This window comes from Streptomyces sp. NPDC088124, from assembly GCF_040685895.1.
GTDB lineage: Bacteria > Actinomycetota > Actinomycetes > Streptomycetales > Streptomycetaceae > Streptomyces.
The window spans coordinates 23,662-47,791 of sequence record NZ_JBFBJB010000008.1 but is presented as its reverse complement, the minus strand read 5'-3'; the positions used below and the strand labels follow the sequence as shown (position 1 = coordinate 47,791).

Below are 24,130 nucleotides of genomic sequence, written 5' to 3'. Positions count from 1 at the left end.
TCGCTGACGAGACTGGAGCATTCCTGTACGTCGACGAAGAGGGGGTCCGGGGCATGACCGGAACTCGTATCGCCGCGCTGGGGCACTATCAGCCCGCCAAAGTGCTCACCAACGACGACCTGGCGGCGATGGTCGACACCAGTGACGAATGGATCACGAGCCGGGTCGGCATCAGGACCCGGCACGTGGCGGGTCCTGAGGAGCCGGTGGACGAGCTGGCCGCGTACGCGGGCGCCAAGGCGCTCGCCGCGGCCGGTCTCGACCCGGCCGACATCGACATGGTGCTGGTCGCCACCTCCACGGCGATCGACCGGTCGCCGAACACCGCCGCGCGGGTCGCCGCCCGGCTCTCCATGGGGGCACCGGCCGTCATGGACCTGAACGTGGTGTGCGCGGGCTTCACCCACGCCCTCGCCACCGCCGACCACGCCGTACGGGCGGGCTCCGCCTCGCGGGTGCTGGTCATCGGCGCGGACAAGATGGCCGCGATCGCCGACTGGACGGACCGTACGACCTGCGTTCTGGTCGGCGACGGCGCGGGCGCGGCCGTCGTCGTGGCGACCGGCGACGACGAGGAACCGGGGATCGGCCCGGTGCTCTGGGGGTCGGTGCCCGAGATGGGGCACGCCGTACGGATCGAGGGCACCCCGCCCGTCTTCGCGCAGGAGGGCCAGTCCGTCTACCGCTGGGCGACCACCCAGCTCCCGCCGATCGCCCGCAAGGTCTGCGAGCGGGCCGGTGTCGCGCCCGAGGACCTGGCCGCCGTCGTGCTGCACCAGGCGAACCTGCGGATCATCGAGCCGGTCGCCCAGAAGATCGGCGCGGTCAACGCGGTCATCGCCCGGGATGTCGTGGAATCGGGCAACACGTCCGCCGCCTCGATCCCGATGGCGCTCTCCAAGCTCGTGGCGCGCGGCGAGGTCGCCTCCGGGGCTCCCGCGCTGCTCTTCGGCTTCGGCGGCAACCTCTCCTACGCGGGTCAGGTCATCCGCTGCCCATGAACCCGGCGGATCTCGGTAGACTGTAGACGATAGCCAATGTGGCGATGCCCTCACGTGCACGGTGCGGGCACGTGTGGTCCACCAACGGCTGTCGCCCACCGTCATCGACACTGCCGGCCAGGAGGGGGACCGCGATGCTGTCCGCGAAGTTGGCGCAAGGATCCGTGCCCAGGCTCGAAAGACCGGGACCACTGCGGGAGCGCGTCTACGAGGCCCTGCTCGAACTGATCACGACCCGGGCGCTCCAGCCGGGCCAGCATCTCGTCGAGAGCGAACTCGCGGGACATCTCGGGGTGTCGAGGCAGCCGGTGCGCGAGGCGCTCCAGCGCCTCAACACCGAGGGCTGGGTCGATCTGCGCCCGGCGCAGGGCGCGTTCGTCCACGAACCGACCGAGGAGGAGGCCGACCAGCTCCTCTCGGTCCGTACGCTGCTGGAGGCGGACGCCGCCCGGCTCGCCGCCGCCAACTCCGGCACGGCGGGGATCGCCGCGCTGGAGGAGCTGTGCGCCCAGGGGGAGCGCGCGGTGGCCGACGACGACGTGGACCTGGCGGTCGCCACCAACGCCGCCTTCCACGCCAAGGTGATGGAGCTGGCGGGCAACCTCGTCCTGGCCGAGCTGGCCGCGCAGGTGGACCGCCGGGTCCGCTGGTACTACACACCGGTCGCCCGGCAGCGCGGCACGCAGTCCTGGATCGAGCACCGTGAGCTGATCGCGGCGATCTCGGCGCGGGACGAAGGACGCGCCACCGAGATCATGAAGGCACACACGGAGCACACGCGCACCACGTACCACCAGCGCGAACGCGCTTCCTGACCTCCGGCAGGTCCCTGGGGCGCGCCCCGGCCGACCCCGGCACCGCCTTCCCCGGCCGTCACGCGGAATCCGCGTGACGGCCGTTCGCGTTCTCCGGATCCGCCTGGTGGTCCGTCCCCTGCTTTGTCCTCGGTGTGGAGAAAGTTGATACCGATTCCTGCGCAACTTCTTCCCACCGTGGGCAAGCGCTGCTACGTTCCCTCGAAAGCGCGACGCACGGGCTCACCGAAGGGCCCGGTCGCCCACACCGACGTACACCCACATACACCGACGTATACGGCCGAGAAGGCGGGGAGGGGCGCGTGAGACGCATGACGGCACGACCCGCAAACGCTCACCAGGCGCGGCTGCTCCGGCTGCTCCGTGACGGTGGACCCAACTCCCGTGCCCAGCTCGGGGACCAGGTCGACCTCTCCCGCTCCAAGCTCGCGGTCGAGGTCGACCGGCTGCTGGAGACCGGCCTCGTGGTGGCCGACGGACTCGCCGCCTCGCGCGGCGGCCGGCGTTCCCACAACATCCGGCTGGCGCCCGGCATGCGCTTCCTCGGTGTCGACATCGGCGCCACCTCCATCGACGTGGCCGTCACCAACGCCGAGCTGGAGGTCCTGGGCCATCTCAACCACCCGATGGACGTCCGCGAGGGCCCCGTCGCCGTCTTCGAGCAGGTCCTGGTCATGGCCGCCAAGCTCAAGGTCACCGGGCTGGCCGAGGAGTTCGACGGCGCGGGGATAGGGGTGCCGGGCCCGGTGCGCTTCCCCGAGGGCGTGCCGGTCGCGCCGCCGATCATGCCCGGCTGGGACGGCTTCCCCGTGCGGGAGGCGCTCAGCCAGGAGCTGGGCTGCCCGGTCATGGTCGACAACGACGTGAACCTGATGGCGATGGGCGAGCAGCACGCGGGCGTCGCGCGCTCCGTCGGCGACTTCCTCTGCGTCAAGATCGGTACGGGCATCGGCTGCGGCATCGTCGTCGCCGGCGATGTCTACCGGGGCACCACCGGCAGCGCCGGCGACATCGGCCACATCCAGGTCGAGAAGGACGGGCGCCCCTGCGCCTGCGGCAACAAGGGCTGCCTGGAGGCGTACTTCAGCGGCGCCGCGCTCGCCCGGGACGCGGAGGACGCGGCCCGCACCGGCCGCTCACCCGAACTGGCCACCCGGCTGGCCGAGTCGGGGGGACCGCTCACCGCCGTGGACGTCGCCGCCGCCGCGGCGGCCGGAGACCCGGCCGCGCTCGAACTCATCCGGACCGGCGGCAACCACGTCGGCCAGGTCATCGCCGGCCTCGTCAGCTTCTTCAACCCCGGGCTCGTGGTGATCGGCGGCGGGGTGACCGGCCTCGGCCACACCCTGCTGGCCAGCGTACGGACCCAGGTCTACCGGCAGTCCCTGCCGCTGGCCACTGGCAATCTCCCCATCGTCCTGGGCGAGTTGGGCCCGACCGCCGGGGTCACCGGCGCGGCCCGGCTCATCAGCGACCACCTGTTCTCACCGGCCTGACGCCGGTGCAGCACCACTGATCCACCCCGCACCACCCGTACCACCCGCATCACCACCGCATCATCCGCACCATCCGTACCTACCGGGACCTGGGTCCCACCGGAAGTACCGCGCCACCCGCACCACCGTGCCACCGTGCGAGCCGCACCACCCGTATCACCCGCACAGACCGCGCCACCGCGTGATCCGTACCCACCGGTACGAGCCGCACCACGTACGACACACCGCACACCGCGCACCGCACCTCGCGCCTCGCAGGAGCGGTGAACACACCGCACACCGCACACCGCACACCGCACCTCGCACGAGCCGCAACACTCGCACGAGCCGCGCCGTATCCGTACCCCGCACCCTGCCCGTGGGCCGCCGTGTCCCGCAGGCAGGCCGCTATCCGCCGAGGGGATTCGCCATGGCACCACCTCCACCACCGACCCCGCTGCTCACCATGTCCGGCATCACCAAGACGTTCCCAGGTGTCCGCGCCCTCGACGGTGTGGACCTGGAGGTCGAGGCCGGTGAGGTGCACTGTCTGCTCGGCCAGAACGGCGCCGGCAAGTCCACCCTCATCAAGACGCTCGCCGGGGCCCACCAGCCCGACGGCGGTGTGATCACCTGGCAGGGCGAGACGGTCACCCTCAAGTCGCCCATCGCCGCGATGCGCCTCGGTATCGCCACCATCTACCAGGAACTCGACCTGGTGGAAGGGCTGTCGGTCGCCGAGAACATCTTCCTCGGGCACGAGCCGACCACCGCCGGGTTCGTGGTCAGGGGCCGTGAGGCGCGGACCAGGGCGACCGCGCTGCTGGCCCGGCTCGGCCACCCCGAGATCCAGGCCACCCGCGCCGTCGGCTCGCTCTCCGCCGCCCAGCAGCAGATCGTCTCGATGGCCCGCGCCCTCTCCCACGACGTACGGCTCATCGTGATGGACGAGCCGTCCGCGGCCCTCGACCCCGACGAGGTCGACAACCTCTTCCGCATCGTCGACACCCTCACCGCCGACGGTGTCGCCGTCATCTACATCTCCCACCGGCTGGAGGAGATCCGGCGCATCGGCGACCGGGTCACCGTCATCAAGGACGGGCGCACCGTCGCCGTCGCGCTGCCGGCCAAGGAGACCCCGACCCGCGAGGTCGTCGCGCTGATGACCGGGCGGAACGTCGAGTACGTCTTCCCCGAGCGGCCCGGGGACTCCGGTACGGAGACCGGCGCCGCGCGCCCCGAACCCGTACTGCGCGTCGAAGGGCTCGCCAGGGAAGGGGAGTTCGCCCCGGTCGACCTCGAACTGCGGCCCGGCGAGATCGTCGGGCTTGCCGGACTCGTCGGCTCCGGGCGCTCCGAGATCCTGGAGACGATCTACGGGGCCCGCCGGCCGAGCGCCGGCCGGGTCCTGGTCGACGGGGTGCCGCTGCGGCCCGGCAGTGTGCGCGCCGCCGTCCGCGCGGGGCTCGGTCTGGCACCCGAGGAGCGCAAGGCCCAGGGCCTGCTGCTGCTCGAATCCGTCACCCGCAACGTGTCGGTGTCGTCGCTGGGCCGCTTCTCCCGGGGCGGCTGGCTCGACCACACCGCCGAGCGCACCGCCGCGCAGGCCGCCACCAGGGAACTCTCCCTGCGTCCCGACAATCCGGACGCCCGTATCCGTACCCTCTCCGGCGGCAACCAGCAGAAGGCGGTGCTCGCGCGCTGGCTGCTGCGCGGCTGCCGGGTGCTGCTGCTCGACGAACCCACCCGCGGTGTGGACGTGGGCGCCCGCGCCGAGCTCTACGCCGTGATCCGCCGGCTGGCCGACGAAGGCCTGGCCGTACTGCTCGTCTCCAGCGAGGTCCCCGAGGTCCTGGGCCTCGCGGACCGGGTGCTCGTGCTCCGGGAGGGCCAGGTCGTCCACCGGGCGCCGGCCCAGGAGCTGGACGAGCACCGTGTACTCGATCTTGTGATGGAAGGGAGTCCGACGCCATGACACAGCCCGCCTCCGAGGAACGGCGGGGCGGGCCCGAAGACGCCCCCGCGTCCGGGCCTCCCACTTCGCTCGCCAAGCCGGCCGCATCGGCCGCACCGGCCGACGCCGGGCACACCACCAAGGCCGCGCAGGCCGCCACGTCGCCCCAGGGCGGCGGCGGTTGGCGCGACCTCGGGATGCGTCTCGATGTCCGTAACCTCTCCCTGCTCGGGGTGCTCGCCGCGCTGATCGTGGTCGGCGGCATCACCAAGCCGGACCAGTTCCTCGACACCAGCAACCTCCAGCTGGTGCTGACCCAGGCGTCGGTTATCGGTGTGGTCACGGTCGGCATGACCTTCGTGATCACCAGCGGCGGCATCGACCTGTCGGTCGGCGCGATCGTCGCCCTCGCCTCGGTGTGGGCCACGACCCTGGCCACCCAGGAGTACGGATTCGCCGGGATCCTCTTCACCGCGGTGCTCGTCGGACTCGGCTGCGGCCTGGTGAACGGCGTGCTGATCGCGTACGGCGGGATGGTGCCGTTCATCGCGACCCTCGCGATGCTCGCCTCCGCCCGGGGGCTCGCGCTCCAGATCACCGACGGCAAGACCCAGATCGTCACCGTGAACTCGGTCCTCGACCTCGGCGTCCCCGACTCGTACCTCCTGGGGATCCCGCCGCTCGTCCTGGTCTTCGCCCTGGTCACCGTCATCGGCTGGCTGATCCTGAACCGTACGACCTTCGGCCGGCGCACCGTCGCCGTCGGCGGCAACGCCGAGGCCGCCCGGCTCGCCGGGATCGACGTCCGCAGGCAGCGGCTCTACCTCTACCTCCTGTCCGGGCTGTGCTGCGGGATCGCGGCCTTCCTGCTGATCATCCTGGCGGGCTCGGGACAGAACACCAACGGAAACCTCTACGAGCTGGATGCCATCGCCGCGGCGATCATCGGCGGCACGCTGCTCAGCGGGGGCCGTGGCACCATCGTCGGCTCCGTCCTCGGGGTCCTCGTCTTCACCACGATCACCAACATCTTCGCTCTGAACAACCTCCAGAGCGACGTCCAGCAGATCGCCAAGGGCGCCATCATCGTCGCCGCCGTACTGGTCCAGCGCCGCACCGCGCGCAACGGCGAGGCCTGACCTCCCGCCTCGCACCCGCTCCCTGTTGTCGTACTGCCCTATCCGAAGGGTTGAACCGCCATGCCAGAAACCAGCCGCAGAGGACTGCTGTTCGGTACCGCCGCGATCTCCGCCGGTGCCCTCCTCACCGCCTGTACCAGCAACGAGCCCGCCGCGAGCAAGGAGACGGCGGCCGACACCGCGCCCGCCGCCGACGACAAGCCGGGCAAGCCCCTGACCATCGGTTTCGCGGGGCCCCAGGCCGACCACGGCTGGCTCAACGCGATCAACGAGCAGGCCAAGGCGCGCGCCAAGAAGTACTCGGAGATCACGCTCGACATCACCGAGGGCTCCAACGACATCGCCGCGCAGATCGGCCAGGTCGAGACGCTCATCAACAAGAAGGTCGACGTCCTGGTGATCCTGCCGGCCGACGGCAAGGCGCTCACCCAGGTCGGCCTGAAGGCCATGCGCGCCGGGATCCCGGTCATCAACCTCGACCGGATCTTCTCCAACCCGCAGGCGTACCGCGCCTACATCGGCGGCGACAACTACGGCATGGGCGTCAGCGCCGGCAACTACATCGGCCAGCGGCTCAAGGACAAGCCGAACGCCAAGGTCATCGAGCTGGCCGGGGTCGACAGCCTGGAGCTGACCCAGCAGCGCACCCAGGGGTTCGACGACGCGCTGAAGAACTACCCGAACATCAAGAAGGTCGCCCGTCAGGCGGCCGAGTTCACCGTCGAGTCCGGCCAGGCGAAGATGGCGCAGCTGCTCCAGGCGCAGTCCTCCTTCGACGCGCTGTGGAACCACGACGACGACCAGGGCGTGGGCGCGCTGCGCGCCATCCAGCAGGCGGGCCGCAAGGACTTCCTGATGGTCGGCGGCGCCGGGGCCAAGGCGGCGATGGACGCGATCAAGGCCGACAACAGTGTGCTCAAGGCCACCGTTCTCTACCCGCCGACGATGGCCGCCTCCGCCATCGACCTGGCCCGCGCCCTGGGCAACGCCAAGGGCATCAGCGGGATGGCGGAGCTGGAGATCCCCGCCTCGGTCACCCTCTACTCGGCCGTGGTCGACAAGGACAACGTCGACCAGTACCTGCCCACCGGCTTCAACTAGTCCAGGGCCTGGAGCGGACCCGCCCGTGCCGGATGGGGCACGGGCGGGTCAGGGGCTGTCGTCCGGATCGGGCCGGATCAGGGAGCGCCCGCCGCGTCAGCGGCTGATGTCACTGAGGGCACGCGAGCCCGGCCGGATCCGGACGACAGACCCCAGGCCACCCCCCACCGAGCGAGAGACGAGGAGTACTCCGTATGACCTCCAGTGAAGCGGCGGAGCAAGCAGCCGGTGCACCGCCGACACTCGGCGTCGGCATGGTCGGATACGCGTTCATGGGAGCCGCCCACTCGCAGGGGTGGCGCACCGCGGGACACGTCTTCGACCTCCCGATGCGGCCCGTGCTCGCCGCGATCTGCGGCCGGGACCGGGACGGTGTCCGGGCCGCCGCCGAGAGACACGGCTGGGCCGCCGCCGAAACGGAGTGGCGGGAGCTGATCGCGCGCGACGATGTGCAGGTGGTCGACATCTGCACGCCCGGGGACAGCCACGCGGAGATCGCGATCGCCGCGCTGGAGGCGGGCAAGCACGTCCTGTGCGAGAAGCCCCTCGCCAACTCGGTGGCCGAGGCCGAGGCGATGGTCAGGGCGGCGCGGGCCGCGCGTTCCCGCGGCCAGCTCGCCATGGTCGGCTTCAACTACCGCCGGGTGCCGGCCGTCTCGTACGCCCGGCAGCTCATCGAGGAGGGCCGGCTCGGCACCCTTCGCCATGTGCGGATCACGTACCTCCAGGACTGGCTGGCCGATCCGGCGGCCCCGCTGACCTGGCGGCTCAAGCGCGAGCACGCCGGGTCGGGGGCGCTGGGCGACCTGGGCGCGCACATCGTCGATCTGGCGCAGTTCCTGACGGGGGAGCCCCTGGTGGGGGTCTCGGCGCTCACCGAGACCTTCGTCAAGGAGCGGCCCGTGCTCAGCGGCGCCACCGCCGGCCTGTCCGGGGCGGGAGGTGCCGGGACCGGCGCCGTGACCGTGGACGACGCCGCGGTGTTCACCGGGCGGCTGGCCTCGGGCGCGCTGGCCTCCTTCGAGGCGAGCCGGATGGCCTCGGGGCGCAAGAACGCGCTCCACCTGGAGATCAACGGCGAACTCGGCTCGCTCGCCTTCGATCTGGAGCGGCTGAACGAGCTGTCGTTCCACGACCACACCGAGCCCGCGCCCTCGTCCGGCTTCCGCCGGATCCTGGTCACGGAGCCGGAGCATCCCTATCTGGAGGGGTGGTGGCCGCCGGGCCACGGACTGGGGTACGAGCACACGTTCGTGCACGAGGTGCGCGACCTGGTCGAGGCGGTGGCCGCCGGGCGCGATCCGGTGCCCTCCTTCGAGGACGGGCTCCAGGTGCAGCGGGTGCTCGCCGCGGTGGAGGACAGCGCGGCGAAGAACGCGGTGTACACGCCCGTACCGCAGGGGCACGACGCGTCGCCGGCCGAGGAGCCCGCGGCGGCAGCGGCGGAAAAGCTTTCCTAGAGACTCCGGTAATTCCTAGAAGGAGGTCCGAATGCCACGTCCGTTCACGCTCTTCACCGGCCAGTGGGCCGATCTGCCCCTGGAGGAGGTGTGCCGGCTCGCCCGTGACTTCGGTTACGACGGGCTCGAACTCGCCTGCTGGGGCGATCACTTCGAGGTGGACAAGGCCCTCGCCGACCCCGGTTATCTGGCCGGCCGCCACCAGCTCCTCGACAAGTACGGGCTGAAGTGCTGGGCGATCTCCAACCACCTCGTCGGCCAGGCCGTCTGCGACAACCCGATCGACGAGCGCCACCAGGGCATCCTGCCGTCCCGGATCTGGGGCGACGGCGAGCCCGAGGGCGTCAGGCGGCGCGCCGCCGCCGAGATCCAGGACACCGCCCGGGCGGCGGCCGCCTTCGGCGTGGACACCGTCGTCGGCTTCACCGGCTCCTCGATCTGGCACCTCGTCGCGATGTTCCCGCCCGTGCCGCCCGGCATGATCGAGCGGGGGTACGAGGACTTCGCGGAGCGGTGGAACCCGATCCTGGACGTCTTCGACGCCGAGGGGGTCCGCTTCGCGCACGAGGTCCACCCGAGCGAGATCGCGTACGACTACTGGACCACGCACGAGGCGCTGAAGGCGGTGGACCACCGTCCCGCGTTCGGGCTGAACTTCGACCCGAGCCACTTCGTCTGGCAGGACCTCGACCCGGTCAACTTCCTCTACGACTTCCGCGACCGGATCTACCACGTCGACTGCAAGGAGGCGCGCAAGCGTCTCGACGGCCGCAACGGGCGCCTCGGCTCCCATCTGCCCTGGGGCGACCCGCGGCGCGGCTGGGACTTCGTCTCGGCGGGACACGGCGACGTGCCCTGGGAGGACGTCTTCCGGATGCTGCGGTCGATCGGCTACGAGGGTCCTGTCTCCGTCGAGTGGGAGGACGCGGGCATGGACCGGCTGGCCGGGGCGCCCGAGGCCCTCGCCGGTCTCAAGCGCTTCGACTTCGACCCGCCGAGCGCGTCGTTCGACGCCGCGTTCGGGGGCGGGGAGTAGGCGGAGCAGTCGGAGCAGGGCCTTCCGGACCCGTGGGGTCCGGCGGTACGGGGCACCTGGGGCCCCACATACGGAGCCCGGCGGCGTTTCGCGCCGCCGGGCGGTCCCGCCTGTCCGGGGGCCGCTTTGTCCATAAACTGGAAAAAGTTCAACTTCACTCGTGCGCAAGGTCTTTCCGTACGGGACGAACACGGCTACCGTCCATGACGATTGAGTTGTACAGAACAACGCAAGGCGAACACGACACAGCACAACGGTGGTCACCGATGTGACGGCGCACGTCGGTGACACGGCCACCTCCACGGGGACCCGGGTGCGGGACGAGCACCCCCCTGGGGAGGCGAGAGCGCGAGGGACCGCGCGCCCTCCCGGCACCCCGCAGGTACGAACAGCCCACTGTGGAGGACTTTCGTGCACAGAAAACGCCCCCGAGCCGCCAAACGCCCCCGAGCCAGAAACCTCCTCGCCCTTCTGACGGGCGCCCTGCTCGCCGGATCGAGCCTGAGCGCCGTACCCGTCTCCGCCGCGGAGCCCGGCCCCTCGGCCCCCTCGGCCGCGGAGGAGAGCTTCCAGCAGGTGACCCTCGCCAAGGGCGCCGACGAGGTCGGCGAGCCCATGTCGCTCGCCGTGCTCCCGGACCGCCGCGTCCTGCACACCTCGCGCGACGGCACCCTGCGCATCACCGACGCCGGCGGCGACACCATGGTCTCCGGCACCCTCGACGTCTACAGCCACGACGAGGAAGGCCTCCAGGGCGTCGGGGTGGACCCCGGATTCGCCGAGAACCGGGCGATCTACCTCTACTACGCACCCAAGCTCGACACCCCCGCCGGCGACGCCCCCGAGAACGGGACGCCCGCCGACTTCGCGCCCTTCGACGGCATCAACCGGCTCTCCCGCTTCACCCTCAACGAGGACGGCACGCTCGACAAGGCGAGCGAGAAGAAGGTCCTCGACGTCGCCGCCACCCGCGGCACCTGCTGCCACGTCGGCGGCGACATCGACTTCGACGCCGACGGCAACCTGTACCTGTCGACCGGCGACGACACCAACCCGTTCGCCTCCGACGGCTACACCCCGATCGACGAACGGACCGACCGCAACCCGGCGTTCGACGCCCAGCGCAGCGCGGGCAACACCAACGACCTGCGCGGCAAGCTGCTGCGGATCAAGGTCGCCGAGGACGGCTCGTACACCGTCCCCGAGGGCAACCTCTTCGCCCCCGGCACCGACAAGACGCGCCCCGAGATCTACGCCATGGGGTTCCGCAACCCCTTCCGGATCTCCGTCGACCAGCAGACCGGCATCGTGTACGTGGGCGACTACGGCCCCGACGCGGGCGCCGCCTCCCCGACCCGGGGCCCGTCCGGCATGGTCGAGTTCGCGCGGGTCACCGGAGCCGGCAACTACGGCTGGCCGTACTGCGTCGGCAAGAACGAGCCGTTCATCGACTACGACTTCGCCACCAAGGAGTCCGGCGCCGCCTTCGACTGCGCCGCGCCGAAGAACACCTCGCGGAACAACACCGGGCTCACCGATCTGCCGCCCGCCCAGCCCGCCTGGATCGACTACGACGGCGGCAGCGTGCCCGAGTTCGGCACCGGCTCCGAGTCCCCGATGGCCGGCCCCGTCTACCGCTACGACGCCGAGCTCGACTCCCCGGTGAAGTTCCCCGAGGAGTACGACGGCGACTTCTTCGCCACCGAGTTCGGCCGGCAGTGGATCAAGCGGATCGAGCAGGGCGAGGACGGCACGGTCGAGAAGATCAACCCGTTCCCCTGGACCGGCACCCAGGTCATGGACTCGGCCTTCGGCCCGGACGGCGCGCTCTACGTCCTCGACTACGGCCTCTCCTGGTTCGGCGGTGACGAGCACTCCGCGCTCTACCGCATCGAGAACTCCACCGGCGGCAAGTCACCGATCGCCGCGGCCAAGGCGAGCAAGACCTCCGGGACCAGCCCGCTGAAGGTCACCTTCTCCTCGGCCGGCACCGAGGACCCCGACGGCGACGAGCTCAGCTACGCCTGGGACTTCGGCGACGGGGCCACCTCCACCGACGCCAACCCCGTCCACACGTACCGGAAGAACGGCACGTACACCGCGCGGCTCACCGTCACGGACCCGACGGAGCGCACCGGCACGGCGTCCGTGCGCGTGGTCGTCGGCAACACCGCGCCCACGGTGACCCTCGAACTCCCGGCGGACGGCCACCTCTTCAACTTCGGGGACGAGATCCCCTTCAAGGTGAAGGTCACCGACCCGGAGGACGGGACGATCGACTGCTCCAAGGTCACCGTCCGCTACATCCTGGGCCATGACAACCATGGCCACCCGATCACCTCGGCCAACGGCTGCGAAGGCACCATCACCGCACCCGCCGACACCGAGCACGACCCCAACGCCAACATCTTCGGTGTGATCGACGCCGAGTACACCGACGGCGGAGGCGGCGGCCAGGCCGCGCTCACCAGCCACGATCAGGCGCAGCTCCAGCCGCGCCACCGGCAGGCCGAGCACTTCAACAACTCCTCGGGCGTCTCGGTCGTCGAGAAGGCCGCTGCCAACGGCGGCAAGACCGTCGGTGACATCGACAACGGCGACTGGATCTCCTTCAAGCCGTACAACCTGACCGGTTCGAAGACGCTCACCGCCCGGATCTCCTCCGGTGGCGCCGGCGGCTTCCTGGAGGTACGGACGGGCTCCGCCAAGGGCAACCTGCTCGGCTCCGCGCCGATCCCGGTCACCGGCGGCTGGGAGACCTTCCAGGACATCGACGTACCGCTGCGCTCGGTACCGAAGAAGACCACCGAGCTCTTCCTGGTCTTCAAGGGCGGCTCGGGCGCGCTCTACGACCTGGACGACTTCCAGCTGTCCAACGCGGTCCCCGGCAAGACCGAGAAGCGGGTCCTGGTCTTCTCCAGGACCGCCGGATTCCGCCACGACTCGATCCCCGAGGGCGTCGCCGCCCTGAAGGAACTGGGGAAGACGACCGGGATCACCGTCGACTCCACCGAGGAGGCCGGCCAGTTCACCACCAGCAACCTCGCCCGGTACGACGCGGTGGTCTTCCTCTCCACCACCGGTGACGTACTCGACGCCGACCAGCAGAAGGCGTTCGAGAACTACGTGGCCACCGGCGGCGGCTACATGGGCGTGCACGCCGCGGCGGACACCGAGTACGACTGGAAGTTCTACGGCGGCCTCGTCGGCGCCTACTTCGACTCGCACCCGGCGATCCAGCCCGCCACCGTACGGGTCGAGGACAAGGGCCACCCGGCCACCGCCCACCTCGACGACGAGTGGCAGCGCACCGACGAGTGGTACAACTACCGCACCAACCCGCGCGGTCAGGCCCGCGTCCTCGCCACCCTGGACGAAACCACCTACCAGGGCGGCAAGATGAAGGGCGACCACCCGATCGCCTGGTGCCAGACCTACGAGGGCGGCCGGTCCTTCTACACCGGGGGCGGCCACACGAAGGAGTCGTACGCGGAGGCGCCCTTCCGGGAGCACCTGCTCGGCGGACTGCGGTACGCGGCCGGCCAGGTCAAGGCCGACTGCAAGCCGAAGACCGGCTACCGCTCCCTCTTCAACGGCAAGACCCTCGAAGGCTGGAAGCAGGCCGGTCCCGGGAAGTTCGACATCGTGGACGGCGAACTGCGCTCCGAGGGCGGCATGGGGCTGCTCTGGTACCAGGCCAAGGAGTTCGGCGCGTACTCCCTGAAGCTGGACTGGAAGATGGCCGGGGACGACAACTCCGGTGTCTTCGTGGGCTTCCCGGCCTCCGAGGACCCCTGGTCCGCGGTGAACAACGGGTACGAGGTGCAGATCGACGCCACCGACACCCCCGACCGCACCACCGGCTCCGTCTACGGCTTCAAGTCGGCCGACGTCAAGGCCAGGGACCGGGTGCTGCGCCCGCCGGGCCAGTGGAACAGCTACGAGATCAAGGTCCAGGGTGAGCGGCTCCAGATCTTCCTCAACGGAGTGAAGATCAACGACTTCACCAACACGGATCCGGCCCGCAGCCTGAAGAACGGGTACATAGGCCTCCAGAACCACGGGGCCGACGACCAGGTGTCGTTCCGCGACATCCAGATCAAGGAACTGCCCTCCTCCTGACGGGCGGAACCGCCGGCCGGCGGCGGGCGGGGAGGCGCCGTACCCCCCGCCCGCCGTCCACCACGCACCGCACCCGCACGGACCGCACGCACCCGTACGGACCGCACGCACCCGTACGGACCGTACGTACCCGCACGGACCGTGCGCACCCGCACGGACCATACGTACCCGCACGCCCACGCAGCGCCGCGCACCGCGAGCACTGCACGGACCGCGAGCCCCGTTCGGGCCGCGGCACCGTACGCACCACACGCACCATCGACCGCACCACCGGCAGGGAGGCAGCCCGTGACCACGACCGGTACGGAAGCAACAGCATCGACAGCGGCCGAGCCGGCCGGGGCCGCCGTACGCACCGGAGTCTGGTTCGTCGGAGCCCGCGGCTCCGTCGCCACCACGGCCGTCGCGGGATGCGCGGCCGTCACCGCCGGGCTCCATCCCCCGACGGGCATGGTCGCCGAGACCGCGCCCTTCGCCGGAGCCCGGCTGCCCGCCCTGTCCTCGCTCGTCTTCGGCGGCCACGACACGGCGAGCTGCCCGCTGCCCAAGCGCGCGGAGGCACTGACCGCCGCGGGCGTGCTGCCGCACGGGCTGCCCGCCGCGATCCACGCCGAACTCGCCGCCGCCGACCGGGAGATACGGGCCGGTGGCCCGCTGCCCGGCGACACCAGGAGCGACGACGAGATCATCGACGGCTTCGCCGCCGACCTCACCGACTTCACCCGGCGCACCGGCGTCGCACGCACCGTCGTCGTCAACGTCTCCTCCACCGAGGCCGAACCGGACCCCGACGACCCCCGGCTGCCCCCGAGTTCGCTCTACGCGGCGGCCGCGGTCCGGGCGGGCTGCCCGTACGTCAACTTCACCCCCTCGACCGGGCTGCGCACCGAGGCCCTCACCGCCGCCGCGCGGGACCGCGGACTTCCCCACGCGGGCCGCGACGGCAAGACAGGCCAGACGCTGCTCCGTTCCGTGCTCGCCCCCATGTTCGTCCAGCGGGCCCTGACCGTACGGGCCTGGTCCGGGACGAACCTGCTGGGCGGCGGGGACGGAGCGGCGCTGGCCGACCCGGCCGCCGCGGCGGCCAAGAACGCGGGCAAGGAACGCGTCCTCGCCGACACCCTCGGCGCCGCGCCCGAGGGCGAGGTCCACATCGACGACGTCCCGGCCCTCGGCGACTGGAAGACCGCCTGGGACCACATCGCCTTCGACGGCTTCCTCGGCTCGCGGATGGTCCTCCAGACCATCTGGCAGGGGTGCGACTCGGCACTGGCCGCGCCGCTCGTCCTCGACCTGGCCCGGCTGGTGGCCCGCGCCCACGAGGCCGGGCTGAGCGGACCCCTGCCCGAACTCGGCTTCTACTTCAAGGACCCGGACGGCGGACCCGCCGCCCTCGCCGAACAGTTCGAGGCGCTGCTCGCCTTCGCCGGACGGCTGGGGGAGACCGGATGAGTGCTCGCGGCAGCGGGGGACCGGCGGCCGGATCCGCCCGGGAGACCCTGGGCGCCTGGGCCGAACTGCTGCGCGTCTCCGCCCTGTTCACCGTGGTCGGCGACGGGCTCGCGGGCGCGGCGGCGCTCGGGGCGCGACCCGGCCGCGCCACCGCCCTCGCCGTGGGCGCCTCGCTCTGTCTGTACGAGGCGGGCATGGCGCTCAACGACTGGGCCGACCGGGACGAGGACGCGGTCGACCGCCCGCACCGCCCCATCCCGTCGGGCCGGATCTCCCCGCCCGCCGCCCTCGCGGCGGCCGGGGGCCTGACCGCCGCGGGCCTCGCGCTCGCCGCCCGCGCCGGACGCCCGTCGCTGGCGGTGGGCACGGCGCTGGCGGCCACGGTCTGGTCGTACGACCTGCGCCTCAAACACACCCCGGCGGGCCCGGCGGCGATGGGCGCGGCCCGCTCCCTGGACCTGCTGCTCGGTGCCACGGCGACCGCGCACGCGGCCGGATCCGCGAGGCCGGCCGCTGCGGGGAAGGCCGCCGCTGCCGGAAAGACCGCCGTTGCCGCGAAGGGCGCCGCGCGTCCGGCGGGGAGCGGGGTCCGGGCCGCGCTGCCGGCCGCCGCCGTCCTCGGCGCCCACACCGCCGCCGTCACCACCGTCTCCCGCCGCGAGACCCAGGGCGGCTCGACCGCACTGCCGCTCGCCGCGCTCGCGGTGACCGGGGCCGTCGGGGCGCTGCTCGGCCGCCGCCCGCCCGATACCGCCCCCGGCACCCCCGGCCGGGGGGCCCGCCACGCGCTCGCCGCCACCCTCGCCGCCGTCTACGCGGGGACCGCCGGCCGGCCCCTGCTGCACGCCGCCCTCAACCCGTCCCCGGACCTCACCCAGCGCGCCGTCGGCGGCGGGATCCGGGCCATGATCCCGCTCCAGGGCGCGCTCGCCGCACGCGGCGGCGCGGCCGGGGTGGCCCTCGGAGTCATGGGGCTGGTACCGCTGGCCCGCACCGTCGCACGGAAAGTGAGCCCCACATGAGCCCGCGTTACGGATACGGCACCAACGGGCTCACCGACCTGCGGCTGGACGACGCCCTCGGCCTCCTCGCCGACCTCGGCTACGAGGGCGTCGGACTCACCCTCGACCACATGCACCTCGACCCGACGGCGCCCGAACTGGCCGCCCGCACCCGCCGCGTCGCCCGCCGCCTCACCGCACTCGGCCTCGATGTCACCGTCGAGACCGGCGCCCGCTACGTCCTCGACCCGCGCCGCAAGCACGGCCCCACCCTGCTCGACCCGGACCCCGCGGGCCGGGCCGCCAGGACCGGGCTGCTCGTCACGGCCGTCCAGGTCGCCGCCGACCTCGGCGCCCACGCCGTGCACTGCTTCAGCGGCGTCACCCCGGACGGCACGGACACCGAAACCGCCTGGAAGCGGCTGGAAGAGGCGATGGGGCCGGTGCTCGACGCCGCCGAAGCCGCCGGGGTCCCGCTCGCCGTCGAGCCGGAGCCCGGCCATCTCGTCAAGGACCTCGCCGGCTTCCACGAGCTCAGACGCCGGCTCGGCGACCCCGGGCCGCTCGGCCTCACCCTCGACATCGGCCACTGCCAGTGCCTGGAACCCCGCTCGCCCGCCGACTGCGTACGCGAGGCCGGGCCCTGGCTGCGCCATGTGCAGATCGAGGACATGCGACGCGGTGTCCACGAGCACCTTCCGTTCGGGGACGGCGAGATCGACTTCCCGCCCGTCCTCGACGCGCTGGCCGCCACCGACTACCAGGGCCTCACCGTCGTGGAGCTGCCCCGGCACTCCCACGCCGGGCCCGAACTCGCCCGTACGTCCCTGGACTTCCTCCGCGCCCTGGAGGTACGCGCATGACCCCCAGCCGTGCGGAACTGGCCGACCGGATCGCCCCGGACGCCCTGCCCTGGCTCGACGCGGCACTGGCCGAGGCGGCCGCCTCCGCCGGGCATCCCGACCCGGACGCCGCCGCCCCCTGGGAGCTGCGCTTCGCCGCCGCCGGGCGCCACTGCGGCCAGGACCACGCCGACGCCGTACGCACCCTGCTGCTCCAGGAGGCCGGGGCAAGCCTGGCCACCCTCACCCGGCTCTACCGGCAGGGCACCGCCGCCGAGCGCCGCGCCGTACTGCTCGCCCTGCCGCTGCTCGGCACCGGGCCCGGCGCGCTGCCCCTGGTCGAGGACGCCCTGCGGACCAACGACACCCGGCTCGTCGCGGCGGCCGTCGGGCCGTACGCCGCCACCCACCTCGGCGCGCACGGCTGGCGCCACGCCGTCCTCAAGTGCCTCTTCACGGAGGTGCCCCTCGACGCCGTCGCCGACCTGGCCGTACGCGCCCGCGGGGACGCCGAACTGGCCCGTATGCTCCGCGACTTCGCCGCCGAACGTACCGCCGCCGGCCGCCCCGTACCCGCCGACCTGCACCGCGCGCTCCAACTGACCGGCGAGGAGTCCTGATGCGTATCTTCGACCCCCACATCCACATGACGTCCCGCACCACGGACGACTACCGGGCGATGTACGCCGCCGGTGTGCGCGCCCTGGTCGAACCGTCCTTCTGGCTCGGCCAGCCCCGTACCTCGCCCGCCAGCTTCTACGACTACTTCGACGCCCTGCTCGGCTGGGAGCCCTTCCGCGCCGCCCAGTACGGCATCGCCCACCACTGCACCCTCGCCCTCAACCCCAAGGAGGCGGGCGACCCGCGCCTCACCCCGGTCCTGGACGAACTGCCCCGCTATCTCGTCAAGGACGGTGTCGTCGCCGTCGGCGAGATCGGCTACGACTCCATGACCCCGGCCGAGGACACCGCGCTCGCCGCCCAGCTCCAGCTCGCCGCCGACCACGGCCTGCCCGCGCTCGTGCACACCCCGCACCGCGACAAGCTCGCCGGGCTGCGCCGCACCATCGACGTCGTACGCGAATCCGCCCTGGCCCCCGACCGGGTCCTGCTCGACCACCTCAACGAGACCACCGTCAAGGTGGCCGCCGACAGCGGCAGCTGGCTGGGCTTCTCCATCTACCCGGACACCAAGATGGACGAGGACCGGATGGTCGCCGTGCTCAAGGAGCACGGCACGGAGAAGGTCCTCGTCAACTCGGCCGCGGACTGGGGCAACAGCGACCCCCTCAAGACCCGGAAGGTCGCCGACGCGATGCTCGCGGCCGGATTCGACGCCGACGACGTCGACCAGGTCCTGTGGCGCAACCCCGTCGCCTTCTACGGACTGAGCGGCCGGCTCCAGCTCGACGTGGCCGCACCGGACGCCCTCCACGAGGGCAACTCCGTGCTGCGCGGCGGGGAGTGAGCCGATGCGCTTCCGCCACCCCGACGGCTCCACCGTCCACCTCGCCTACTGCACCAACGTCCACCCCGCCGAGACCCTCGAAGGCGTCCTGGCCCAACTCCGCGACCACTGCGAGCCGGTACGCAAACGCCTCGGCCGGGACCGCCTCGGCATCGGCCTCTGGCTCGCCAGGGACGCCGCCCAGGCCCTGATCAACGACCCGGCGGTGCTGCGCGCGCTGCGCGCCGAACTCGACCGGCGCGGCCTGGAGGTCGTCACCCTCAACGGCTTCCCGTACGAGGGCTTCGGCGCCGAAGAGGTCAAGTACCGCGTCTACAAACCCGACTGGGCCGATCCCGAACGGCTGTCGTACACCGCCGACCTGGCCAGGCTGCTCGCCGCGCTGCTGCCCGACGACGTCACCGAGGGCTCGGTCTCCACGCTGCCCCTCGGCTGGCGCACCGACTGGGACGACGCCGCGGGCCACACCGCCCACGCCGCGCTCACCACCCTCGCCGGCCGCCTCGACGCGCTGGAGGAGCTGACCGGCAAGTCCATCCGGATCGCCCTGGAACCCGAGCCCGGCTGCATCGTCGAGACCACCGCCGACGCGATCGCCCCGCTCACCGCGCTCGACGGCGACCGCATCGGCATCTGCGTCGACACCTGCCACCTCGCCACCTCCTTCGAGGACCCGGCCACCGCGCTCGACGCGCTGGAGGCGGCCCGTATCCCCGTGCCCAAGGCACAGCTCTCCGCCGCCCTGCACGCCGAACACCCCCACCTCCCCGAGGTACGGGAGGCGCTGCGGGCCTTCGCCGAGCCCCGCTTCCTCCACCAGACCCGCACCAGCACCGCCGCCGGACTGCGCGGCACCGACGACCTCGACGAGGCGCTGGCCGGCCGCTCACTGCCCGAAGGGGCGCCCTGGCGCGCCCACTTCCACGTACCGCTGCACGCCCCGCCCGCCCCGCCGCTCACCTCCACCCTCCCCGTCCTCCGGGACGCGCTGGCCCGCCTCGTCGGCGGCGCGGCGCCGCGCACCCGCCATCTGGAGGTCGAGACCTACACCTGGCAGGCGCTCCCGCCCGAGCTGCGGCCCCGCTCGCGCGGCCGGCTCGCCGAGGGCATCGCCGCCGAACTCACCCTGGCCAGGGACCTGCTGGTCGACCTCGGTCTCAAGGAGCTGCCATGAGCGACACCCCTGCCGACACCCCTGCCGGGCCCCCGGCCGACGCCCCGTCCGGCACCCGGCCCGAGGGCGAGGCCGCGCGCCCGACCCCGCTGCTGGTCCTGGACGTCGTCGGCCTCACCCCGCAGCTGCTGCGCCACATGCCGAACCTGTCCAAGCTGGCCGCGGCGGGCGCGCGCGCCCCGCTGACCACCGTGCTGCCGGCCGTCACCTGCAGCGCCCAGTCCACCTTCCTCACCGGGACGCTCCCCGCCGAGCACGGCATCGTCGGCAACGGCTGGTACTTCCGGGAGCTGGGCGACGTCCTGCTCTGGCGCCAGCACAACGGCCTCGTCTCCGGCGACAAGCTCTGGGACGCGGCCCGCCGCGCCCATCCCGGCTACACCGTCGCCAACATCTGCTGGTGGTACGCGATGGGCGCGGACACCGACTACACCGTCACCCCGCGCCCCGTCTACTACGCCGACGGCCGCAAGGAGCCCGACTGCTACACCCGGCCGCCGTCGCTCCACGACGAACTCACCGAGCTTTTCGGCACGTTCCCGCTCTTCCACTTCTGGGGGCCCGGCGCCGACCTGGTCTCCTCCCAGTGGATCATCGACGCGACCCGGCACATCGTGGCCACCCGCCGCCCCGATCTCGCCCTCTGCTATCTGCCGCACCTCGACTACGACCTCCAGCGCTTCGGCCCCGACGACCCCCGCTCCCACCGGGCCGCCGCCGAACTCGACTTGGCCATGGCCCCGTTGCTCGCGGACGCGGAGGCGGAGGGCCGTACCGTCGTGGCGCTCTCCGAGTACGGCATCACCCGGGTCTCCCGGGCCGTCGACATCAACCGCGCGCTGCGCCGGGCCGGGCTGCTGGAGGTCCACACCCAGGACGGCATGGAGTACCTGGACACCATGGCCTCCCGCGCCTTCGCCGTCTCCGACCACCAGCTCGCGCACGTCTACGTACGCCGCCCCGAGGACCTGGACGCGACCCGCGAGGCGCTGAAGGACCTCGACGGCATCGAGCAGCTCCTCGACGACGAGGGCAAGAAGGCGCACGGGCTCGACCACCCCCGCTCCGGGGAGCTGGTGGCCGTCGCGGAACCCGACGCCTGGTTCACGTACTACTACTGGCTGGACGACGACCGGGCGCCCGACTTCGCGCAGCTCGTGGAGATCCACCGGAAGCCCGGCTACGACCCCGTCGAGCTGTTCATGGACCCCCTCGATCCGTACGTACGCCTCAAGGCGGCCAAGGCGATCGCCCGCAAGAAGCTGGGGATGCGCTACCGGCTCGCGGTCGTGCCCCTCGACCCCTCGCCCATCCGCGGCAGCCACGGCCGGCTCCCCGCGAACGACGAGGAAGGCCCGCTCATCCTCTGCTCCACACCCCATGACCTCGGTGACCGTGTCGCGGCCACCGACGTGAAGAGCCTTCTCCTCCACCTTGCCGGACTGCACTGACAGAAGGAGTTCCGCATGAGCCGCAAGACCCCAGCAGACCCCGAACTCGCACACAAGCTCAGCCGGCGCGGCATGCTCGGTGTGGCCGCGGGGGCCACCGCGGCCGCGGTGGTCGGCGCCTCGGCCGTGGCCACCCCGGCCGCCGCCCACGGCTCGGGCCCCCGCCCCGGCCACGGCGGCCACGGCACGGGAGCGCCCGTCCTGCCGCCGGGCCGGCTCGGCATCCAGCTCTACTCCCTGCGCGACAAGGTGTCGACGATCGGTTTCGCCAAGGTCTTCGACGAGCTGGAGCGGTTCGGCTACGACGAGATCGAGTTCGCCGGATACACCCAGGGCAGCGCCGGCGCCATCACCCTGCCGCAGCTGAAGAGACTGGCCAGGGACCACGGTCTCAAGCCCATCGGCAGCCATGTCAACTACGCCGACGACAGCAACCCCAACGCCTACAGCTTCGCCCAGAACCTCACCAAGGTCCTGGACGACGCCCAGGAACTCGGCCTGGACCACATAGGCACCGCGTCGGGCCCCTTCCGTTACGGATCGACCGTCGACGCCTGGAAGCGGGCCGCCGCCGACTTCAACGCCTACGGCGCGGCGGCCAAGCGGCGCGGCATGAAGTTCTACCAGCACAACCACGCGGAGGAGTTCTCCTTCGCCACCGACCAGCCCAACGTACGGCTCTACGACATCCTGCTCGCCGAGACCGACCCGAGCCTCGTCTACCTGGAGATGGACATCTACTGGGCGTACTCCGGCCAGTTCCGCTTCAGCAAGACGCCCGAGGGCAGGCCCGCGCCCTTCGACCCGCTGCGGTACGTCCTCAAGCAGCCCCACCGCTACCCGCTCTTCCACGTGAAGGACGGCATCGAGGACATCGCGGCACGCGACGGCTACCGCATGGTGGACGTCGGCGACGGCGACATCGACTACCAGCGCTTCATCTCGGCCGTCAACAAGACCCACGGCGGTCGGCGCGGCCACCACTGGCAGGTGGAGCACGACCAGCCCGTGGACTCGCTGCTGTTCGCCCAGAAGTCCTCGGCGCATCTGCACTCGCTGCGCGAGAAGCGGTAACTCCCGCACGTCGCAGGGGAGATACGACGGCGGCCCTCCGCGCGGCCGGCACAGCGCCGCGGGGAGGGCCGTCTGCTGATCCACAGGGTTCCGTTGCGTTCCCTCGTGTTCTGCCGTGCTCCGTCGTGTCCGGCCGCGTCCGGGGACTCAGCCGTTCAGGCGGTTGCCTCGCCCGGCCGCGCCAGCCGGACCGGGCGCCGTCCGGGCCGCGGGCCGCCCGGCTGCCGCAGGACCAGCGAGAGACCCGCGGCGACCAGCGAGACCACACCGGACGCCACGTACGCGCCGACGTATCCCCACGACGCGACCACGACCGCCCCCATCCCGCCGCCGAACAACCCGCTGACCAGCTTCGCGCTGTAGACCATGCCGTAGTTCGACGCGTTGTAGTTCTCCCCGAAGTAGTCCGGGACCAGCGCCGCGAACAGCGGATAGAACGCCCCGCCGCCGAAGCCGGACAGGAAGGCGAAGGCCAGGAACAGCGTCTGGTTGCGGATCTCGCCCGCCCACAGCACACCGAACTGCGCCACGGCCAGCACCAGACACACGTAGGTGAGGGTCGGCCGACGGCCCAGCTTGTCGGAGAGCCAGCCGACCACACCCCGCCCGGTGCCGTTGATCACCGCCATCACCCCCATGGACGACGCCGCGATCAGCGGACCGAACCCCATCTCCTTGGCGAACGGCACCTGGAACGAGATCCCGAAGATCGAGACGCCCGCGCAGCACAGCATGCACAGCCACATCAGGGGCACGATCCCGGTGCGTAACGCCTCCCGCGGTGTGTACTGCCGCACCGCGGGCGGGTTCTTCGCCAGCGCCAGCGAGGACTTGGCGTCCCCGGAACGGCGCAGCGGATCGATCTCCTCGGGCCACCAGTTCTTCGGCGGATCCTTGAAGAACACCCCCGCCACCAGCGTCAGTACGAGCACGTACACCCCGACGAGGTCCAGCACGGTCCGGTAGTTCGAGGTGTCGAAGCCGTACGTGAACAGGAAGACGAAAGGCACCGCGCCATAGGCGAACGCGCCGTTGACCAGCCCCGTCTTGCCGCCCCTGCGCTCGGGGTACCACTTGCCGACCATGTTGACGCAGGTCGAGTAGATCAGTCCGGAGCCGAGCCCGCCCAGCAGCCCGAAACCGGCCAGCGCGAACCAGAAGTCCGGTGCGTGACCGAGACTGACGAAGCCCAGCAGCGAGCAGAACGAACCGATCAGCATGGCCGCCCTGCTGCTCAGGATCCCCTTCTCCCGCAGGCGCCCGGCGGGGAAGGAGACCGCGGCCTGGAAGAAGATCCAGACACTGAGCACCCAGAAGGTGTTCGTCGAGGTCCAGTGATGTGCCCTGGACAGCGTCTGCTCGGCCGCCCCGAAGGCGTACTCGAAGACACTGATGGCGAGCATGGCGAGCCAGGGCAGGGCCACCATCGTCCAGCGGGGGAGGCCCAGGATCTGCCGGTCGGACTCGCCGACCCGGTAGACCCGGCCATGGGCGTCGGTGATCTCGCGGTAGCCCGCGCCGGCGGCGGCCGACGCGGACGGACCGGAGAGTGGTTCAGTGGTCAT

18 protein-coding genes are annotated in these 24,130 nt (G+C 71.8%); 17 read left to right on the top strand and 1 reads right to left on the bottom strand.

Going from position 1 to position 24,130, the window contains the following annotated elements; translation table 11 throughout:
• Nucleotides 1-53 precede the first annotated feature (53 nt).
• The 17 genes from AB0P17_RS08735 to AB0P17_RS08655 all read left to right on the top strand — a co-directional run bounded on the left by AB0P17_RS08735 (nt 54) and on the right by AB0P17_RS08655 (nt 22,565).
• Nucleotides 54-1,001 (top strand): beta-ketoacyl-ACP synthase III, encoded by a 948-nt coding sequence (locus tag AB0P17_RS08735; RefSeq protein ID WP_365808898.1) that lies wholly within the window; start codon nt 54-56, stop codon nt 999-1,001.
• Between the two features lie 134 nt (nt 1,002-1,135).
• A complete protein-coding gene (locus AB0P17_RS08730) occupies nt 1,136-1,816 on the top strand; it encodes a GntR family transcriptional regulator (protein ID WP_365808896.1) in 681 nt (226 codons plus the stop codon).
• A 311-nt stretch (nt 1,817-2,127) separates the two neighbouring features.
• Nucleotides 2,128-3,312 carry an ROK family transcriptional regulator gene (locus tag AB0P17_RS08725; protein WP_365809122.1) on the top strand — a complete coding sequence of 395 codons (1,185 nt, stop codon included), beginning with the start codon at nt 2,128-2,130 and terminating at the stop codon, nt 3,310-3,312.
• Nucleotides 3,313-3,721: 409 nt separating this feature from the next.
• Entirely contained in the window at nt 3,722-5,266 is a 1,545-nt protein-coding gene (locus tag AB0P17_RS08720) for a sugar ABC transporter ATP-binding protein (RefSeq protein ID WP_365808894.1), read from the top strand.
• Between the two features lie 176 nt (nt 5,267-5,442).
• Nucleotides 5,443-6,384 (top strand): ABC transporter permease, encoded by a 942-nt coding sequence (locus AB0P17_RS08715; RefSeq protein ID WP_365809120.1) that lies wholly within the window; start codon nt 5,443-5,445, stop codon nt 6,382-6,384.
• Nucleotides 6,385-6,444: 60 nt separating this feature from the next.
• The gene (locus AB0P17_RS08710) at nt 6,445-7,485 is read left to right on the top strand and encodes a substrate-binding domain-containing protein (RefSeq protein WP_365808892.1); all 1,041 of its coding nucleotides are present in this window, start codon (nt 6,445-6,447) and stop codon (nt 7,483-7,485) included.
• Nucleotides 7,486-7,679: 194 nt separating this feature from the next.
• The gene (locus AB0P17_RS08705) at nt 7,680-8,945 is read left to right on the top strand and encodes a Gfo/Idh/MocA family oxidoreductase (RefSeq protein WP_365808890.1); all 1,266 of its coding nucleotides are present in this window, start codon (nt 7,680-7,682) and stop codon (nt 8,943-8,945) included.
• A gap of 31 nt (nt 8,946-8,976) precedes the next feature.
• Nucleotides 8,977-9,981, top strand: a complete 1,005-nt coding sequence (locus tag AB0P17_RS08700) for a sugar phosphate isomerase/epimerase family protein (RefSeq protein WP_365808888.1) — start codon at nt 8,977-8,979, stop codon at nt 9,979-9,981.
• 411 nt (nt 9,982-10,392) lie between these two features.
• Nucleotides 10,393-14,103, top strand: coding sequence for a ThuA domain-containing protein (locus tag AB0P17_RS08695; RefSeq protein ID WP_365808886.1), 3,711 nt, complete (start codon nt 10,393-10,395; stop codon nt 14,101-14,103).
• 288 nt (nt 14,104-14,391) lie between these two features.
• Nucleotides 14,392-15,555, top strand: coding sequence for an inositol-3-phosphate synthase (locus tag AB0P17_RS08690; protein ID WP_365808885.1), 1,164 nt, complete (start codon nt 14,392-14,394; stop codon nt 15,553-15,555).
• Nucleotides 15,552-16,577 carry an SCO3242 family prenyltransferase gene (locus AB0P17_RS08685; RefSeq protein WP_365808883.1) on the top strand — a complete coding sequence of 342 codons (1,026 nt, stop codon included), beginning with the start codon at nt 15,552-15,554 and terminating at the stop codon, nt 16,575-16,577. The genes AB0P17_RS08690 and AB0P17_RS08685 overlap by 4 nt, the downstream gene beginning before the upstream one ends.
• Nucleotides 16,574-17,419 carry a sugar phosphate isomerase/epimerase family protein gene (locus tag AB0P17_RS08680; protein ID WP_365808882.1) on the top strand — a complete coding sequence of 282 codons (846 nt, stop codon included), beginning with the start codon at nt 16,574-16,576 and terminating at the stop codon, nt 17,417-17,419. The genes AB0P17_RS08685 and AB0P17_RS08680 overlap by 4 nt, the downstream gene beginning before the upstream one ends.
• Nucleotides 17,416-18,018: an EboA domain-containing protein gene (locus tag AB0P17_RS08675; protein WP_365808880.1), complete on the top strand. Its 603-nt coding sequence runs from the start codon at nt 17,416-17,418 to the stop codon at nt 18,016-18,018. The genes AB0P17_RS08680 and AB0P17_RS08675 overlap by 4 nt, the downstream gene beginning before the upstream one ends.
• Nucleotides 18,018-18,866 (top strand): TatD family hydrolase, encoded by an 849-nt coding sequence (locus AB0P17_RS08670; protein WP_365808878.1) that lies wholly within the window; start codon nt 18,018-18,020, stop codon nt 18,864-18,866. Before AB0P17_RS08675 ends, AB0P17_RS08670 begins: the two co-directional genes overlap by 1 nt.
• Before the next feature lie 4 nt (nt 18,867-18,870).
• Nucleotides 18,871-20,040, top strand: a complete 1,170-nt coding sequence (gene eboE, locus AB0P17_RS08665) for a metabolite traffic protein EboE (protein WP_365808876.1) — start codon at nt 18,871-18,873, stop codon at nt 20,038-20,040.
• Entirely contained in the window at nt 20,037-21,491 is a 1,455-nt protein-coding gene (locus AB0P17_RS08660; protein WP_365808874.1) for a nucleotide pyrophosphatase/phosphodiesterase family protein, read from the top strand. The genes eboE and AB0P17_RS08660 overlap by 4 nt, the downstream gene beginning before the upstream one ends.
• Nucleotides 21,492-21,506: 15 nt before the next feature.
• Nucleotides 21,507-22,565: a sugar phosphate isomerase/epimerase gene (locus AB0P17_RS08655; RefSeq protein WP_365808872.1), complete on the top strand. Its 1,059-nt coding sequence runs from the start codon at nt 21,507-21,509 to the stop codon at nt 22,563-22,565.
• Between the two features lie 155 nt (nt 22,566-22,720).
• On the opposite strand, the gene AB0P17_RS08650 is transcribed toward AB0P17_RS08655, so the two are convergent.
• On the bottom strand, nt 22,721-24,130 hold the full coding sequence (locus AB0P17_RS08650; protein WP_365808870.1) for an OFA family MFS transporter: 1,410 nt from the start codon (nt 24,128-24,130) through the stop codon (nt 22,721-22,723).

Excerpts from the sequence above, each read along its gene's own strand:
- AB0P17_RS08700 (WP_365808888.1), top strand. The coding sequence starts at position 8,977 with ATGCCACGTCCGTTCACGCTCTTCACCGGCCAGTGGGCCGATCTGCCC.
- AB0P17_RS08660 (WP_365808874.1), top strand. The coding sequence starts at position 20,037 with ATGAGCGACACCCCTGCCGACACCCCTGCCGGGCCCCCGGCCGACGCC.
- AB0P17_RS08705 (WP_365808890.1), top strand. The coding sequence starts at position 7,680 with ATGACCTCCAGTGAAGCGGCGGAGCAAGCAGCCGGTGCACCGCCGACA.
- AB0P17_RS08675 (WP_365808880.1), top strand. The coding sequence starts at position 17,416 with ATGACCCCCAGCCGTGCGGAACTGGCCGACCGGATCGCCCCGGACGCC.
- AB0P17_RS08680 (WP_365808882.1), top strand. The coding sequence starts at position 16,574 with ATGAGCCCGCGTTACGGATACGGCACCAACGGGCTCACCGACCTGCGG.
- AB0P17_RS08730 (WP_365808896.1), top strand. The coding sequence starts at position 1,136 with ATGCTGTCCGCGAAGTTGGCGCAAGGATCCGTGCCCAGGCTCGAAAGA.
- AB0P17_RS08670 (WP_365808878.1), top strand. The coding sequence starts at position 18,018 with ATGCGTATCTTCGACCCCCACATCCACATGACGTCCCGCACCACGGAC.
- AB0P17_RS08655 (WP_365808872.1), top strand. The coding sequence starts at position 21,507 with ATGAGCCGCAAGACCCCAGCAGACCCCGAACTCGCACACAAGCTCAGC.
- eboE (WP_365808876.1), top strand. The coding sequence starts at position 18,871 with ATGCGCTTCCGCCACCCCGACGGCTCCACCGTCCACCTCGCCTACTGC.
- AB0P17_RS08735 (WP_365808898.1), top strand. The coding sequence starts at position 54 with ATGACCGGAACTCGTATCGCCGCGCTGGGGCACTATCAGCCCGCCAAA.
- AB0P17_RS08685 (WP_365808883.1), top strand. The coding sequence starts at position 15,552 with ATGAGTGCTCGCGGCAGCGGGGGACCGGCGGCCGGATCCGCCCGGGAG.
- AB0P17_RS08715 (WP_365809120.1), top strand. The coding sequence starts at position 5,443 with ATGCGTCTCGATGTCCGTAACCTCTCCCTGCTCGGGGTGCTCGCCGCG.
- AB0P17_RS08725 (WP_365809122.1), top strand. The coding sequence starts at position 2,128 with ATGACGGCACGACCCGCAAACGCTCACCAGGCGCGGCTGCTCCGGCTG.
- AB0P17_RS08650 (WP_365808870.1), bottom strand. The coding sequence starts at position 24,130 with ATGACCACTGAACCACTCTCCGGTCCGTCCGCGTCGGCCGCCGCCGGC.
- AB0P17_RS08710 (WP_365808892.1), top strand. The coding sequence starts at position 6,445 with ATGCCAGAAACCAGCCGCAGAGGACTGCTGTTCGGTACCGCCGCGATC.
- AB0P17_RS08720 (WP_365808894.1), top strand. The coding sequence starts at position 3,722 with ATGGCACCACCTCCACCACCGACCCCGCTGCTCACCATGTCCGGCATC.